General features: G+C 50.4%; 16 protein-coding genes. 11 read left to right on the top strand and 5 right to left on the bottom strand.

All coding sequences use genetic code 11. The features are described from left to right. Nucleotides 1–12: 12 nt before the first annotated feature. The 3 genes from fabD to PsB1_RS07170 all read right to left on the bottom strand — a co-directional run bounded on the left by fabD (nt 13) and on the right by PsB1_RS07170 (nt 2,547). The gene (gene fabD, locus PsB1_RS07180; RefSeq protein WP_284360066.1) at nt 13–954 is read right to left on the bottom strand and encodes an ACP S-malonyltransferase; all 942 of its coding nucleotides are present in this window, start codon (nt 952–954) and stop codon (nt 13–15) included. Nucleotides 955–1,006: 52 nt separating this feature from the next. Beyond that, complete coding sequence (locus PsB1_RS07175; protein ID WP_284360065.1) at nt 1,007–1,651, bottom strand: LysE family translocator; 645 nt, start codon at nt 1,649–1,651, stop codon at nt 1,007–1,009. Between the two features lie 254 nt (nt 1,652–1,905). Next, nucleotides 1,906–2,547: a glutathione S-transferase family protein gene (locus PsB1_RS07170; protein WP_284360064.1), complete on the bottom strand. Its 642-nt coding sequence runs from the start codon at nt 2,545–2,547 to the stop codon at nt 1,906–1,908. 246 nt (nt 2,548–2,793) lie between these two features. Here PsB1_RS07170 and rpsF point away from each other — a divergent pair, with 246 nt between their 5' ends. From rpsF to PsB1_RS07120, 10 genes are all read left to right on the top strand, one after another. Next, nucleotides 2,794–3,171, top strand: a complete 378-nt coding sequence (gene rpsF, locus PsB1_RS07165) for a 30S ribosomal protein S6 (protein ID WP_284360063.1) — start codon at nt 2,794–2,796, stop codon at nt 3,169–3,171. Further along, nucleotides 3,171–3,431, top strand: coding sequence for a 30S ribosomal protein S18 (rpsR, locus tag PsB1_RS07160; protein ID WP_284360062.1), 261 nt, complete (start codon nt 3,171–3,173; stop codon nt 3,429–3,431). Before rpsF ends, rpsR begins: the two co-directional genes overlap by 1 nt. A gap of 12 nt (nt 3,432–3,443) precedes the next feature. Next, complete coding sequence (gene rplI / locus PsB1_RS07155; RefSeq protein WP_284360061.1) at nt 3,444–4,019, top strand: 50S ribosomal protein L9; 576 nt, start codon at nt 3,444–3,446, stop codon at nt 4,017–4,019. A 162-nt stretch (nt 4,020–4,181) separates the two neighbouring features. Next, the gene (locus PsB1_RS07150; RefSeq protein WP_284360060.1) at nt 4,182–6,002 is read left to right on the top strand and encodes an ATP-binding protein; all 1,821 of its coding nucleotides are present in this window, start codon (nt 4,182–4,184) and stop codon (nt 6,000–6,002) included. 121 nt (nt 6,003–6,123) lie between these two features. Continuing rightward, a complete protein-coding gene (locus PsB1_RS07145; RefSeq protein WP_284360059.1) occupies nt 6,124–7,614 on the top strand; it encodes a replicative DNA helicase in 1,491 nt (496 codons plus the stop codon). Between the two features lie 7 nt (nt 7,615–7,621). Then, a complete protein-coding gene (gene alr / locus PsB1_RS07140) occupies nt 7,622–8,698 on the top strand; it encodes an alanine racemase (RefSeq protein WP_284360056.1) in 1,077 nt (358 codons plus the stop codon). Between the two features lie 35 nt (nt 8,699–8,733). Beyond that, the gene (gene radA, locus PsB1_RS07135) at nt 8,734–10,173 is read left to right on the top strand and encodes a DNA repair protein RadA (RefSeq protein WP_284360055.1); all 1,440 of its coding nucleotides are present in this window, start codon (nt 8,734–8,736) and stop codon (nt 10,171–10,173) included. A gap of 18 nt (nt 10,174–10,191) precedes the next feature. Further along, nucleotides 10,192–10,866, top strand: a complete 675-nt coding sequence (locus PsB1_RS07130) for a CvpA family protein (RefSeq protein WP_284360054.1) — start codon at nt 10,192–10,194, stop codon at nt 10,864–10,866. After that, nucleotides 10,863–12,365, top strand: coding sequence for an amidophosphoribosyltransferase (gene purF / locus PsB1_RS07125; RefSeq protein WP_284360052.1), 1,503 nt, complete (start codon nt 10,863–10,865; stop codon nt 12,363–12,365). The genes PsB1_RS07130 and purF overlap by 4 nt, the downstream gene beginning before the upstream one ends. Nucleotides 12,366–12,386: 21 nt before the next feature. Beyond that, complete coding sequence (locus tag PsB1_RS07120) at nt 12,387–13,136, top strand: SDR family NAD(P)-dependent oxidoreductase (protein ID WP_284360051.1); 750 nt, start codon at nt 12,387–12,389, stop codon at nt 13,134–13,136. A gap of 761 nt (nt 13,137–13,897) precedes the next feature. On the opposite strand, the gene der is transcribed toward PsB1_RS07120, so the two are convergent. After that, complete coding sequence (der, locus tag PsB1_RS07115; protein WP_284360050.1) at nt 13,898–15,547, bottom strand: ribosome biogenesis GTPase Der; 1,650 nt, start codon at nt 15,545–15,547, stop codon at nt 13,898–13,900. A gap of 3 nt (nt 15,548–15,550) precedes the next feature. Continuing rightward, nucleotides 15,551–16,738, bottom strand: a complete 1,188-nt coding sequence (locus tag PsB1_RS07110; protein WP_284360049.1) for a BamB-related PQQ repeat family beta-propellar protein — start codon at nt 16,736–16,738, stop codon at nt 15,551–15,553. Between the two features lie 22 nt (nt 16,739–16,760). Between PsB1_RS07110 and PsB1_RS07105 the strand changes: the two genes are divergently transcribed. Then, nucleotides 16,761–17,013: hypothetical protein (locus PsB1_RS07105; RefSeq protein WP_284360048.1), on the top strand; the 253-nt coding region annotated here is incomplete at its 3' end.

The raw sequence follows: 17,013 nt of genomic DNA, 5'->3' as shown, positions 1-17,013 counted from the left end.
TTCCTTATTCGCTTATGGCAAGGAAGCCGCAAAAGCTGCAATTTCATCAACACCCGAAAGGGCGATGGAGGACGCCTCAGGCGCGATCCGTTTGGACATGCCGGTTAAGACACTGCCTGCGCCCAATTCAATAAATTGAGTGGCACCTTGGCTTACGAGCCACCCGATCGTTTCACGCCAGCGCACCCGCCCAGTTACTTGTTCTACCAACAGTTTGGCGATCATTACTGGATCTTGGGTTGGCTCAACTGTTACATTGGAGATCACGGGCACACGGGGTGGCAATATCTTGGTCTGTGCCAATGCAGCAGCCATTTCTTCACCAGCAGGTCCCATCAAGGGGCAATGGAAGGGAGCTGAAACTGCTAAAGGGATGGCGCGAGCCCCCATGTCCTTGGCTGCGGCAATGGCAGCGTCTACCCCAGCTTTGGTGCCAGAGATCACGATATTGCCAGCATTATTGTCATTTGCGACAACACAAACGTCAACTTTGGCTCCTTCGGCCGCTATGGCCTCGGCGAGATCTAAATCAACCTTAGGGCCAATCAGAGACGCCATGGCCCCAAGACCCGGGGCAACCGCGCGCTGCATCGCCTGACCGCGCAAGCGCAACAAGCGGGCCGCATCACCAATCGTAAAAGCGCCCGCTGCTGTAAGGGCACTATACTCACCCAAGGAATGGCCAGCAACAAAAGAAGCGCGCTCAACCCCCACTCCAAACTCTGCACGTAAGACCTCTACAACCGCCATACTGACGGCCATCAATGCGGGTTGCGCATTTTCAGTCAAAGTGAGCGTTTCAATCGGGCCATACGCCATCAAGGCGGAAAGCTTTAATTCAAGCGCATCATCAATTTGAGCAAAGACTTGCTTTGCGACCGGAAAAGCGTCGGCAAGGGCTACACCCATGCCAACACTTTGGCTACCTTGGCCAGGAAATTGAAAAATCAGCATGGTTTCGCGTTAGCCCTGTAAACTGCGCAAAGCAAGTGGGGCATGGTTAGGGCTAAAACTGGCCACCTAGTCCATCCCAAGCCAGCCAAACCGCAATCAGTACCAGCGCTACGGTGAAAAAAATCTTCAATTCAGTACCTCTGCGCCCTTCTCCTAACCATGGGCGGAGACGACCAGCGGCAAGGACGATGGCCACATGCACCCCTGTAGCAACCCCAATATGGATGAGGCCTAACCACAAACTCTGCGCCCAAACTAGGCCGCGCTCTTCCACCACAAAACGGGGCAGCAAAGTCACATAAAAAAGGGCGACCTTTGGGTTGAATATATTAAGGGTAAGACCTTGTATTATATAACGTCCAGCTTCTAGCGAACGTTTGGCACCAGCGGAGGTGCCTACCTGCTCATGTTGTTTGGCGCGCTCCCACCAAGGCTCTATCGCCATGTAGAAGAGAAACATAACACCCAACCACCTCAAAACAGCCAATAATCGTGGATTACTGGCCATCAGAACACCCAGACCAGCTAAAGCAGCAGCCAAATAGAGACAAAAACCAAGGGAAATACCCAAAACTGCCTGCAAGCCGACGGACTTGCCTCGATCAAGTGTCAAAGTTGCTAGCCACGCCATATTGGGCCCTGGTGTCAGTTCTAATAAAGCCACAACAAGTAAAAATTCAAACCACATCCATGCCATGCTTAAATATCTTTCTTAATTTTATAATTTAGCTTAATTATTATTCAACCCAACACTAGGAATTAGTATGTTTTACTATTGCTTTAAAGTCATGCTATGCAAATGATATTAGACTGGGGCCAAGAATTATCAGGACCAGGTATCAACAAGAACAGATGAATGCCCCAAGACTAGCCCAATAGAGCCAAAAAAGGAAGCATGAGAAAGGCTTGACCTGACCCTAATAGGGTGGAAACAAAGATGGCTGAAACACATTAAGGGTTCAACCAATCCACCAGCCCTTCGCGGCGGTTCACTTCCAAAAAACTATCCAAGGCACGCATACGTTGCACGTATGGGGCAATGAAAGTCCATGTTGTTGCGGGTTTTGGCATGTTGCGAGACCAACGCATCAACATAGTGGCCAGAAAGTCCACCGCCGTCAATTTTGCCCCGATGAGATAGGGTCGTCCATCATTCAACTGCGCATCTAGCCTATTAAACATGGCTTCGATACGAGGGCGCACAAATTCTTTTAAAGCTTGAGGATCTAAAGCACCACTATCCCGATCCGCGTAAAACCAATCGCGAAATGGCGGCAATAAGCCATTCGCCAAAAGCACCATCCACATGAGGTAATTAGCACGTTCTGGTGCTGTGGGTGCCGGAGAAAGATAAGCGTCTGGATGACGCTCTGCCAATAACATCGTCAAAGCAGTGCATTCGCTATAGGGTTTGCCATCCACCATCAGGGTTGGCACCCTGCCTGCTGGATTAAGGGCCAGATAATCGGCTCCCTTTTGCGCGCCTTTTTCAAAATCAACCAGCACGGTTTCAAACGGAACACCAAGGTGAATGAGCAGCCAGTGAATGACAAAACTGGCAGTAGAAGGAGAGTAAAAAAGTGTATAAGGCATAGTGACACGCTAAAATGAACGCTCCATCAAAGCCACCCAAACTGCACCCCACCCCTTCCCTTTTCCACAGATAAGTGCTTTACGCGCCGCTTCACTGATTGCGGTCCGCCCGCATGAGCGAACTCCTTGTGGCTCACCAGCCGATTGATAGGGGGGAACTGCGACGCGGAACCATCAGGTGGCTTGGTCCCCGCTGAGCCATTTGCCGCAATCGCTATGGGGTGCTTTTATCGGAATTAGGTACTCATGCCGTTCTACGAACATATCATAATTTCTCGACCAGATATCTCGCCCCAACAAGTCGATGAACTGGTTGAGGGCGTCACCACCTTGATCACACAAAAGGGTGGAAAAGTTGGTAAGGTTGAATATTGGGGTTTGCGCAATCTCGCATACCGCATCAATAAAACCCGTAAGGGTCATTATTCTTTGATCAATATCGATGCACCTGCACCGGCCGTTCATGAGATGGAGCGTCTGCAACGCATCAATGAAAATGTCATGCTTTATATGACCATTGCGGTTGATGAGCTTGACGAAAGCCCTTCGCCCATTCTAGCCCGGCGTGAGCGCGATGAGAAGAAACAGCGCGCACGCGCCGAATCCAACGAGATGGAATACTGATGATGACCTCTAAATTCACCATCTCAAACCTACCTTCGCGCCGCCCATTTGCGCGCCGCCGTAAGGTTTGCCCTTTCTCTGGCGATCAACCGCCAAAGATTGACTTTAAAGACGTGAAGCTCTTGCAACGTTATTTATCTGAAAAGGGCAAAATCGTACCATCGCGCATCACCGCCGTCAGCCAAAAGAAGCAACGTGAGCTCGCCAAGGCGATCAAACGTGCGCGGGTATTGGCCCTTCTCCCTTATCACGTCGTCTAAGGAGACGCCGACATGGACATTATCCTGCTCGAACGCGTTGGCCGCTTAGGCGGTATTGGCGACATTGTATCTGTTAAGCCTGGTTATGCGCGTAATTTTTTGTTGCCGCAAAAAAAGGCTCTTCGTGCAACAGAAGCCAACAAGAAATTGTTTGAACTGCAACGCGTAACCTTAGAAACACGTAATGCAGAAGCACGCAGTGCTGCGGAATCTGCTGCTAAAACGCTGACAGGCCAGATATTCCTTTTGATCCGCGCAGCGGGCGAAAGTGGCCAATTATATGGCTCAGTTGCAGCTCGTGACATTGCAGAAGCTGCAGCTGCAGCGGGCTTTACCATTGGGCGCAACCAAGTGCAGTTGGATGCACCGATCAAAACCATAGGATTTCAAGGTATCAAAATCCGCCTGCACCCCGAAGTAGAAGTCGAAGTCTTCGTCAATGTGGCTCGTACACCCGATGAAGCAGAACGCCAAGCTAAGGGCGAAAATGTCATCAATTCCCAATTTGACGAAGACCGTCTTGCCGCTGCCGAACAAGCGGCTGAGATTGCAGAAAATGCCGTCCAATTAGATGGTTATGAGCCCTGATCGTCAAATTGAGGCGTCAAGCTTTATTGGTCTGTTATTTGGTTGCTCAAAGGCCTTGAGAAAGAGTTCTCAAGGCCTTTTATGTGCCAATCCTAAATTTCGAAACAACAATGCCCCAATAACAAGACTTTAAGACACTTGTTGTATAAAAAGACCATGTCCTTGTACCAATCGCCAACCACTTTCACCAAAACATCGGAACGTATCGCGATTTATTCACCCATTGCACGTGGATACTCTTTTGTTTTAATCGTGTATTACACACTCATGATCTTTGCACATTTAGCTGTGTTGAAGGGTAATGAGGCCACCATTATGGCAATCATTGCAGCAATTTCGGCGGCTTTGATCTATTATCTTCGCTTCAACATTTTAGCCCAAGTCAATGAGCTTCATACGCTTGGGTTAAGTGTTGTATTGATTAATGCAATTGTAATGACCAATGTGGTGAGCCATGCGTTTCTGGTTCAAGATCCAAGCCAATTTGTCTATCTTTTGATGGTCGCTTTTGGTTCAGCCATTCTTGGACCTGATCTTCGATTTGTCGGCATAACATTGGCTTTGGTCGCATTTAACGCGATATTTGTGACAATTGCCGGCCCCCCTGGAAACATTGTAACCAACAGTTTTTCTGGTGCAACTGCCGTTTCAACAAGCTTCGCTGCTGCCAGCTTGCTCTATAGGTCGGTTGAAAAGCAAATGAATCTTCGCTGGCATGCCATTGAATTATTGGGTATTGTTGAGGAAGAACGCTTGCGGGTGCAAGATCTTGCAACTGAAGCGAATTTCGCCAATCGAGCAAAGACAGACTTTTTGGCCAATATGAGCCATGAGTTACGTACACCCCTAAATGGGGTTCTTGGTATAGCTCATGCTTTGGCTGCAACGCAGTTAGATCCAAAGCAACGTGAAATGGTCAATCTGATCGATGCCTCAGGCCAGACATTGACAAGCTTGTTATCGGATATTTTAGATTTCACTAAGATTGAAGCAGGCAAAATCGCGCTTGAAAAAAGCGTATTTGATTTACGCAATGAGCTTGATGCTTCTGCGATGTTGTTTCAAACCTATGCCGCAGAAAAAAATCTAAGTTTTTCAGTTATTTATGGGGAAGAAGTGAAGGGTTGGTTCTATGGTGACGCAACCCGGATCAAGCAAGTGATCGCTAATTTGAGTTCCAATGCTGTCAAATTCACAGAAAAAGGGGGCATAGAAATCAGGGTCAATTGGTCAAAAATTAACAACCTCCTTGAAATCAAAGTCAGCGATACCGGGATTGGATTTGATCAAGAAACCGGCGAAAAATTATTTAATCGTTTCGTACAGGCTGATACTTCGATTTCAAGACGTTTTGGCGGGACTGGACTGGGCTTGGCAATATGTCGTGGTCTGATTGAAACGATGGGTGGTGGCCTCCAATGGGCTTCGACTCCAGGCGTTGGTTCTAGCTTTACCGTGAGTATCCCATTGCCCGCTGCGGAAGAACCTGCTTCAAACAAAGTGACCCATCCAAATAATGAGATCACCACTAATGTTCCCACCCCCCACCCAATGGCCGAAACCCCACTCCAAATTCTAGTTGCAGAAGATCATCCAACCAATCAAAAAGTAATCCAACTCATTCTTGAACCACTGGGCGCACAAGTCACAATCTGTGAAAATGGTCAGATTGCATTCGATAGTTTCAAATCTGGTGGATATGATATCATCCTCATGGATATGCAAATGCCCGTGATGGATGGCTTAACCGCAACACAAGCAATCCGATCTCATGAACGTGAGCATAATCTCTACCCTACTCCGATCATCATGGTAACAGCCAACGCCATGCGCCAGCACCGCGACCAGGCCTTAGCGGCCGGTGCTGATTCCCATCTCGCCAAGCCATTTACCCCAACCAGCCTGACCATGGCGATCATGGCTTTGCTCGAAGATAGAGAAGATTTGAGCCAAGATCCACAGCCGATTGCCAGTATGTCATGACAACATAGGACGTAGCAGAAGCATCTACAATCTATCCACAGATGAAAATCATCTGGGGATGTTCTAGCCTCGTTCTGCGTCGCACGGGTGATTCGTGCCGTGACACCTGAGAGAGTGGCTTATGGCTGATGGTAATTTATCCCCAATTGATCCTACCCGCAGTTTGCGCCCGGCACCTCATAATCTTGATGCCGAACAGGCCTTGATTGGGGCAATTTTGGTTGACAACCAAGTCACCAGCCGCATCGGGGATATGCTTAAGCCCGTGCATTTTTACGATCCGGTTCATGGTCGCATCTATGACACAATTTCACGCATGATCCAAAAAGGCACACTCGCAGATGGCATTACATTGCATGCCAAATTCTCCCAAGATGGGGCACTCAAAGACATTGGCGGTGCCGCTTATCTTGCGACTTTAGTGGATGCAGCCGCAGACCCCGCTGCTGCGACCGATTATGCGAAATTGATCTTTGACCTGGCCATTCGACGCGATTTGATCCGGATAGGCTCAGAAATGATGGCCGAAGCCAGTGAGCATGAAGATGGCATGGAGGGCGGGGCTGGCCTGATCGAAGCGACTGAAAAAAAGCTCTATAACCTCGCTGAAACTGGGCAATTGAATCAAGGATTTAAAAGCTTTGCCGCGTCTTTAGCTGCCACCATCGATATCACCGCAGCTGCTTTTAAGCGCGACGGCAAATTGATCGGTGTGCCCACCGGATTACATGAAATTGACCGGATGTTGGGTGGTTTACACAAATCTGACCTTCTGATCCTGGCCGGTCGTCCATCCATGGGCAAAACTGCCTTAGCCACCAATATCGCCTTCAATGCCGCCAAGCGCTTTCGGCGCGAAGCCAAACCCAATGGGTCGTATACCACCGTCGATGGCGCTGTGGTGGCTTTTTATTCCTTGGAAATGTCGGCTGAGCAACTGACTATGCGACTTTTGGCCGATTATACTGGTATTGGGTCAGACCGCATGCGGCGCGGCGATCTTAATAAGCAAGAATACGCGAAACTGCGTGAGGCCGCGATCGATTTACAAAGCTTACCACTTTATATCGATGACACAGGTGGCTTGTCGATTGCCGCTTTGGCGGCTCGGGCCCGAAGGTTGCAACGCCAGCATGGCCTTGATCTTATTGTGGTTGATTATTTGCAATTGGTGACCACAGGCAGCTCATCGCGCCGATCTGAAAATCGGGTGCAAGAAGTCAGCGAAATTACGCAAGGGCTCAAAGCACTCGCCAAAGAATTACAAGTGCCCGTCATCGCGCTGTCGCAATTGTCGCGCCAAGTTGAAAACCGCGAAGACAAACGGCCTCAATTGGCAGATCTGCGTGAATCAGGATCGATTGAGCAAGACTCAGACGTCGTAATGTTTGTATACCGCCATGCCTATTATTTAGAGCGTCAGGAACCAAAGCCCGGCACCACTGAGCATTTTCAATGGCAAGAAGAAGTCAGTGAAATGCGCAATATTGCTGAAATTATCATTGGCAAGCAACGCCATGGCCCGATTGGCAAAATACGCCTAGGCTTCCAAGCTGAGCTAACCAAATTCACCAATTTAGACTCAAGCGGCCGCTTCGAGAGCTTGGATTGATGCGCTTGTGAGCTTGGGGAATTATCAAAGCCAATTACGCATTGATTTGGGGGCGTTGACCAGCAATTGGAGTTTTTTTGCAGGCCAAGCTCATGGTGCGCAGTGTGCAGCGGTCATTAAGGCCAATGCTTATGGTTTAGGTATGAAGCCTGTGGCCACGGCCTTGGCCGAAGCTGGGTGTGAGACATTTTTTGTCGCGCACGGATTGGAAGGGTATCAAGCCCGCCAAGTTTTGGGGCCAAAAGCCCTTATTTTTGTACTCAATGGTGTGGCACCCCAAGAATGTGAGTTATTTCTAGAACACGACCTAACGCCTGTTCTCAATAGTCTTGAACAGATCACCCTGTGGCAGAAGCGTGGTTTATGTTGCCCAGCTGGTGTACATCTTGATACTGGTATGAACCGATTGGGTTTGAGCGAAGAGGAGCTGGATCAAGCCCTTGGGCCGTTAAAGTCAATCCAAATTGCCGTGATCATGAGCCATCTTGCTTGTGCGTCCGATCCTGATCACCCCAAAAATGATATGCAGCGCAAGGCCTTTTTGACCTTGGCTACCCAAATGCCCGAAGCCCCCTTATCCTTAGCAGCGTCAGGGGGTACCTTAATGGGTAGTCAGTATTGCTTGGACATGGTTCGCCCCGGTATTGGACTTTATGGTGGTTCCCCGTTTGATAGGCATAGCGTCGCCTTGGAACCTGTGGTGACGCTTGAATCGCCCATCCTGCAACTTCGCAGCGTTGGACCTGGAGATACAATTGGCTATGGGGCAACTTGGCAAGCCGATCGTCGTCGGATCGTTGCTACAATCGGATTAGGTTATGGCGATGGCTATTTACGATCAGGCTCGAACCGTGGCTTTGCCATCGTGGCGGGTGCGGTGTGCCCGATTTTAGGGCGGGTCTCGATGGATTTGATCAGCTTAGATGTCACTGGGGCAGGATCAGGCGCGAAAATTGGTGCGATGGCACAGTTTTTAGGCCGCGACGCCCCCTTAGATGCTCAAGCCCAAGCCCTTGATACGCTTTCTTATGAAATCTTGACCCGTTTGGGGGATCGATTTGAGCGCACCTATAGCCAAAGTTGATTGGCAAAAGCTTCATAACAAGGTAGCCCGCTAGCATGGCTAAAGTACAATCCCTCTTTGTCTGTCAGTCGTGTGGAACAACACACGCCCGCTGGTTGGGTCGATGCGAAGCCTGTAGCGCGTGGAATACGATTGTCGAAGAAGCCCACGCGGGTCCAAATCCTTCAAGCCCTGGCATGCGGGCGCGTGGAAAAGGCTTGGGCAAAGGATTGGGCTTGACTTTTCAAACCATGGACGGGGTGGAAAGCACCCCGCCACGTTTAGCCACTGGTATCGGAGAGTTTGACCGGGTATGTGGGGGTGGTTTGGTTGCAGCTTCCTCCATTTTGGTTGGAGGGGACCCTGGAATCGGTAAGTCGACTTTGTTACTTCAGGCTGTGGCTGGGGCAGCGCTCTTGGATGTAAAATCAGTCTATGTCTCCGGAGAAGAAGCCGTCGCCCAGATTCAAGAACGTGCAAAACGGATGGGACTGGAAAAAGCCTCGGTTCAATTGGCTGCCGAAACCCATTTAGAAACCATTTTAGACGGCCTCAAACGCGAAAAACCGCACTTGGTGATTATCGATTCGATCCAAACAGTCTGGACCGACACATTAACTGCTGCGCCAGGTACGGTTGCACAAGTTCGCGCCTGCGCGCATGAATTGGTGAGCTTTGCTAAAAAAGCGGGCACCATCATTATCTTGGTCGGCCATGTCACCAAGGATGGCCAAATCGCTGGGCCGCGCGTGGTTGAGCATTTGGTTGATGGGGTGCTGCAATTTGAAGGTGAACGTGGACACCATTTTCGTATCCTGCGCGGCCTGAAGAATCGATTTGGACCAACTGACGAAATCGGCGTGTTTGAAATGGGCGATACAGGCCTACGCGAGGTTAGCAATCCCAGCCAGCTTTTCTTAGACAATCGTGGACACTCTCGTCCGGGTAGTGTGGTGTTTGCAGGTATTGAAGGCACACGCCCTTTATTGGTGGAAATTCAAGCCCTCGCTGCCCCCACGGCTTTTGGGGCACCACGGCGGGCAGTCGTTGGGTGGGACGCCACCCGCTTGGCCATGATCCTGGCGGTCTTAGAAACACGTTGTGGCATTGCTTTTGGCGGACGCGATGTTTATCTCAATGTTGCAGGCGGTTTAAGGATTACCGAACCTGCAGCCGATTTAGCCGTTGCAGCGGCCCTAATCTCTGCACTTTTTGACATCGCTTTGCCTGAGGAATGCGTGGTGTTTGGCGAAATAGCTTTATCAGGCGATGTACGTCCCGTTACTCGCGCAGAGGCACGCCTTAAGGAAGCCCTGAAGCTGGGCTTTAACAAAGTCTATCTTCCCCGGGCAGGCGCTACGGGGATGACAGCAAGTAAATCAACTCAAGTCACCCGACTCGTGTCAGGGCAATTTGGAATGGCCCAACACGTGATCGCAACCGCTGCCGACCTTGTGACTTCCATAACAGGCCAAGTCCAAATACAAGGGCAATAACCTCATCAGGAGTATTGTATGAATGGATTTGACATCGCCATTTTAGCGATTGTGGCGATCTCAGCACTATTGGCATTCGCGCGCGGCTTTGTACGTGAGGCTTTATCCATGGCCGCTATGTTTGTTGCTGTCTTAGCTGTTTTATGGGGATTTCCTTTGTTTCGTGGACCCTTGCGCACCCTGATTACAACTGGATGGTTGGCCGATGCGATCAATGTGGGTGGAATTTTTATCCTTGTTTATATCGCTGTGCGCTTGGCAACAGGGCGCATCCATGAATGGATTCATGATTCAGAACCTTTGGGTATTTTGGACCGCACAGCAGGTCTTTTGTTTGGGGTAGCGCGCGGATTTGCACTGGTTGGTGTAGCTTGCCTGATTGTGACCAGCATTGCACCGCCGAGCATGATGCCAAAAGCCTTTCTGGAAGCCCGATTTTACCCCATGGTTATGCTCACTGCCGATGCGCTCAAGCATTTAGCCCCTCAAGCTGGTCAAGCCGCTACCGACATGGCCAGAGGTGCAGCCGCAGCTGGTGAAGGGCTTGCGCAGACCCAACAAAGGGATAGAGCAGAAACGATGGATTCATCCATAGACGGCGGGCCCTTTAAGGCTCAAAAGACCCCAGACAGCGGGTCTAGAGTGCACTCAGCCACCCCCACCACCAGATCTGAGAGGGAAAGCGAAAAATGACCGTTCCCGCCCCGATGCAAATTCCACCAGATTTGGACGAAATCACAGCTTGGTTTGACCCCGATGAGGATCGCTTACGCGAAGAGTGCGGGGTGTTTGGCATTGTCGGAAATGGTGAAGCTGCGGTCTTGACCGCCCTAGGGCTGCACGCGCTGCAGCATCGGGGTCAGGAAGGCTGTGGCATTGTCACGTTTGACGGCGCTTTGTTCCACCATGAGCGTCACATGGGTCTGGTAGGTGACCATTTTACAGGGCCTGACCTGATGACTCGATTGCCCGGCAAGCATGCCATTGGGCATGTTCGCTATGCTACCCAAGGCGGGACGATCATGCGCAATGTCCAGCCTTTGTTTGCTGATCTGTCTGGGGGGGGTATAGGTGTTGCGCATAATGGCAATCTCACCAATGCCCGTAAACTCCGCGAACAATTGGTTGAAGATGGTGCGATTTTCCAATCGACCTCTGATACTGAAGTCATTTTGCATCTTATCGCACGTTCGCGGGCTCCTCGTATGATGGATCGCTTTGTTGAGGCCTTGCATCAGATTGAAGGCGCTTATGCGCTAGTTGCTTTGACCAATAAAACTTTAATTGGGGTCCGCGATCCGTTAGGTATACGTCCTTTGGTATTGGGTGATCTCAACGGCTGTCCAGTTCTGGCTTCAGAAACCTGTGCATTGGATATGATTGGCGCAACCTTTGTGCGCGAAATCGGTCATGGTGAAGTGGTTATTTGCTCTGAAGATGGGGTCGAAAGTCTGAAACCATTTGTCGATCAACCTTCGCGTCCATGCGTGTTTGAATTTGTCTATTTTTCGCGTCCAGATTCCATAGTTGGCGGCAAGTCCGTTTATGATGTCCGTAAACGCATGGGGATACGCTTAGCACAAGAAACTCAAATCGAGGCTGATGTTGTGGTCCCCGTGCCTGATTCGGGAGTACCCGCTGCACTTGGCTATACTGAAGCTTCGGGCATACCTTATGAACTGGGCATTATCCGCAACCATTATGTGGGGCGAACCTTTATTGAGCCCACCCAATTGATCCGCACCCTAGGCGTCAGGCGCAAGCATTCGGCCAATCGCGGTGTTTTGTATGGCAAACGGGTGGTTTTGGTCGATGATTCCATCGTACGGGGCACAACGTCGCGCAAAATCGTGCAAATGGTCCGAGATGCTGGGGCCCGTGAGGTTCATCTTCGCTCTGCCTCCCCCGCCATTCAATGGCCTGACTTTTACGGCATCGACATGCCTGATCGGGATCAACTCATAGCCGGGCAAATGAGTGTATTGGATATGACCAAAATTTTAGGGGTTGATTCGTTGGGTTTTTTATCGGTTGACGGACTCTATTGGGCCTTAGGTGAAGAAAAGCGTGATCCGCACATGCCGCGCTATTCTGATCATCTTTTCACGGGCGATTATCCAACGCGCTTAATTGATTTGGACCGCGCACAATCGGACAAAGATCACCAACTCTCTTTTCTGGTGGATGCTTAAGTCAAGGTAAAGTTAAACGATATGAAGCAGGAAAAAGTCGTCCTGATCACCGGGGCTAGTCGTGGTATTGGTAAGGCAGCAGCGCTTGCTTGCGCGCGGGCAGGCATGCAGGTGGTTGCAACAGGGCGGGCACAAAAAGCGTTGGAAACCCTAGATGATGAAATCCGAAGCTTCCAGGGGTTGCCTGCGACGATTGTCCCGATGGATCTAACCGATTACGACGCCATTGACCGCTTGGGTGGCGCTTTGTTTCAGCGCTTTGGCCGCTTGGATGGCCTCATTCATGCTGCGGCCCATTTGGGTGAATTGACCCCCGTCGCACATGCCACACCGCGTATGGGAGAACATATGATCGCGACCAATCTTACAGCGAGCTGGCGACTCATCCGGTCTATGGAGCCCTTACTGATCCAAGCACACAGAGCGCGCGTGATCTTCTTTACCTCCGGTGTCGCCCATCATCCGCGCGCCCATTGGGGGCTATATGCGGCGACGAAGGCGGGTGTGGAAACCATGGCCAAATGCTGGGCCGATGAGATTGCATTTAAGCATGTGGTGGTCAGCATCCTTAACCCCGGCCCGGTTGCCACCCTCATGCGCAAAAATGCCTTTCCAGGTGAGGACCAATCCACCCTTCCCAGACCCGAGCACCTCTCAAGTATGATTCTAGAATTGATGAGTGAGGCGCACACCCAAACCGGAACAATTGTGCATTTTCGTGAAACCGCCCATTTCAGAGCTTGGCAAGATGGGCAAGCTAACTCAGGTTAGACCAGTGCTTGAGTTCGCGGACCTTTCCTACCAGAATTCCTGCATGTCGCGTAACGCGGTGACTAATGAAAGTCAAAACGGCACAATCCAGCTTTAATCTTTAGATCACTTTGGTGGCAATGGATGGTTCTTGAATGCATTTTAGCACAGATGAAGCTAGGCAACCAAGCTTAGCAGGCCCGCATCATCCATGCCACCCTCAGACTTCGTGTGAGCGTTCGCCCGTAGCAATGAAAGACAATGCATGGGCGCATAAAGATTATCGCGCAACCTACTTTTTCCCCTAAGCAACACAAGTCATCATCTTTGTAAACCAAATAAATTCCATCAAAGCAGCCAATGGTATAGTATCAATTCGCCTGAACCATCATGAACGCACCTGATATGACACAGTGGCCATAATCTGGACTTGGTTAAAACTTCTCAATGGCTGGCCCTTCAAAAATGGGGCTAACATAGAGCGTGAAGGTGAAAAGAAACAACCATCCAGCTACAAGATAAGCGAGCTTGCTTTACCTGCTTTAGGGTAGGCCGCAACGGCGGTTATGAAGTGAGCGATTGCAAGACCAGCAATAATGCTTCTGACACCTGCGCGGCAAAGGGAAACGCAGGCCTTGATCACCGCTGCACATGGATAGGTCACCATCATGGCAGTAATATGTATTGCGCCTTTAAGCCCGCTTTAAGGGTGGTAATGCCAACCCTAGAATATCTAACAAAGCCGGTAGTCAACTAGAACATAAAATACAATGATTCCAATTCTATCGTGGCTTTTTGTTAACCCTTGATGCATTCTTGCCAAGTCTTTTTCCCGCTCTTGCGATACGAGACTTGGGCGTAAAACGTGCACTATTTGGTTTGGTGGACTTTGAATTAGCGCCCGCTTTTGGTGCCCCTCCGCCGGATTGTTCGAGTTGTGCCACCCCCCCCCGGGTTTTGTGCGACACTTTGGGCCGCCCGCTTTCAACTCCAGCATAGGGATTTTTGGGTGCGCGAACCATAAAGCGTATAGGGACAGCGGGCATATCAAAGGCTTTACGAATGCCATTCACCAAATAGCGCACATAGGTGTCAGGTAATTGCTCTGCACGGCTGGCCAACAAAACAAAAGTCGGCGGTCTCGCTTTAATCTGGGCGATATAACGCGGCTTTACCCGACGACCTTCCACAGCAGGCGGGGGTTGCTTGGTCACGACTTCACGCAGCCAATCATTAAGATCGCGGGTTTTAACCCGTGCGTTCCAATCTTCATGCACCTCAATAACCAAAGGCATGATTTGATCAAGACCACGGCCAGAAAGCGATGAAATCGGAATCAAAGGTGCACCACGTGTTTGAGGCAGCACTTTGTCAGCGCGTTCCTGCAAAAGCGCCAACCGCGCTTGAGTGTCTTTTATGCGATCCCATTTGGCGAGGACGTAGATCAGACCGCGACCTTCACGCGCAACTAAATCTGCGATTTGCAGATCCTGCTTTTCAAAAGCTTCTTCGGCATCCATTACCAAAAGGCAGATTTCGGCAAAACGGATGGCGCGCAAGGTATCGGCAACCGATAGGGATTCGAGCCTTTCTTGAATCTTGGTTTTTCGCCGCATCCCTGCTGTATCTACTAATCGAACGGGCCTACCATCCCAGACCCAATCTACACCAATTGAATCGCGCGTGATCCCCGCCTCAGGGCCAGTGAGTAAACGCTCTTCGCCGATCAAGGCATTAACGAGGGTTGATTTTCCAGCATTGGGTCGCCCAATGACAGCAATGCGCAGCGGTACTGTCAGTTCAGAGCTTAGTGGCTTTAATATACCACATTCACCATGCTCACTATTTTCCTCAATAAATTCATTGATTTGAGTATTTTTTATTTTCTGAGCCCGCCCATCAAACGCATCAAGCGACGGACCGGCGGCCCGATCCCCCATGATAGTGACGATCGCAGAAAAAAGATCGGACATCCCCTCCCCATGCTCACCCGAAATAGGTATTGGCTCCCCCAATCCCAAGGCATAGGCCTCTAAGATCCCAGTGTCACCGCATTGCCCCTCTGCTTTATTGGCCGCAAGAATGACGGGTTTGCCTGAACGGCGCAAAATATCAGCAAAAACCTCATCAATCGGGGTCACACCTGCGCGGGCATCCATCAAAAACAAACACAAATCTGATTCTTGGATGCCCGCTTCAGTCTGGAGCCGCATGCGGGCTTCCAAGCTTTCATCCGCTGCTGTTTCAAAACCTGCGGTATCAATCAAGATGAGATCCAAATCGCCTAGACGGCCGCTGGCTTCACGGCGATCGCGCGTAACACCCGGCGTGTCGTCAACAATGGCCAACTTACGCCCCGCCAAACGGTTAAACAAAGTCGATTTACCAACATTAGGACGACCGACAACCGCAATTTTGATCGGCTCTGTCACGGACTATCTGACTGCCACAACATAACCATCTTGTGTATAATAATAGATGGTCCCGTCTGCTATGGCTGATGGGGCAAAAATAGGCGATTTCACATCGCGCTGAAACAATGTTGCGCCATCTTCTGGCTTGATAACTTCGATCCGACCCAATGAAGATGCTAGTACAAGGCGACCCTCAACCATCACAGGCCCGCTCCAAGAAATCAGATTTTTTTTCTTTTTTTCATTGCGATAGCTGGCCAATTGGCGCGTCCATTTCACACCACCGTTTTTGACATTCATAGCCACCAATTCCCCAGTGGTTGAGACCACATAAACAAACTCACCTGCAACCCAAGGGGTTTGTACGGACGCTATCGGTTTTTCCCAAACACGCGTCCCCGTACGTAACTCGATGGCGGCAAAGGTACCAGACTGGCTGGCTGCAAACACAATCCCGCCCGCCACAACCGGACGACCTGCAATGTCATTGATGGTGGAAAGTGAATTGGATGAACCCGCGCGTGTGAGGGCATCGGCCCATAATCGGCGACCATTAGCGGACAGATAGGCAATCACTTCCCCGGAGGCAAAGGGCGCTACGATAGTCTCTCCAACTAAAGCAGGGCTAGGGCTGGACAATATGCGCGCAGGCTCTGAAATGGCCGATTGGGTCCATTGTACTTTCCCTGTAACAGCATCGACCGCAAACAACTCACTATCATTGTTGGTAACAAAGACCCGTCCACCACCACTCAGTGGCGAGGCATGGATGGGAGAGCCTGCATCCATGCGCCAAATTTCTTGACCCGTTTGCCCATTGAGAGCGATTAGATTGCCAAAGCCTGTTGCCGCATAAACCGTGCCATTCTCCCATGCAATGCCTCCGCCAATGGCAGAAGAAGCAGCAGATCTAAAAAAGCTACCCCGACCCGTCCGCGGCGGTACCAAGGATTTACGCCATATTTCGCGTCCAGTGCTTGGGTTAACAGCATAGACCGTGCTTTTTGCATCAAACACATAAAGCCGCCCATCCGCAATAATCGGCCCAGCCGTAATCGCACCGCGCTTACCTGCACCTTGCCCGACCTTTTTACGCAAAACCACTTTTAAAGGGCCGTTACCCGCTACATTTTGTGGGGCATTATTGGGCATGCCCCCCGGACTTGACCAAGCCGTCATCCTCTGGGGTGGCGGAACGACAATCGCCACATTCTCCAAAGATGGATCCTTGGTGAGGGTCTCTTCTAAGCCAAGTACCGAAATGCGCTCATCGTTTTCAGCAACCGCACTTTTGTCTTTGCTTGAGCCAAATGGCCACAAGCTGACACCGCGATTTTGCGACGACGCACAAGCACCTAAAAGTAAAACTGCACTCAACCCCACCAAGCCTAAGGACGTTTCGCAAGGGGTTGAGTTCGATTATGTGTTGCGTACCCCCTTAGACGGTCTGACCCTGACAGGTGGTGCATCATATTCGATGACTG

The sequence above is a fragment of the Candidatus Phycosocius spiralis genome, assembly GCF_030158815.1.
Classification (GTDB): Bacteria; Pseudomonadota; Alphaproteobacteria; order Caulobacterales; family Aquidulcibacteraceae; genus Aquidulcibacter; species Aquidulcibacter spiralis.
The sequence above is the reverse complement of the archived record's forward strand: the minus strand, read 5'-3'. Positions and strand labels throughout refer to the sequence as shown.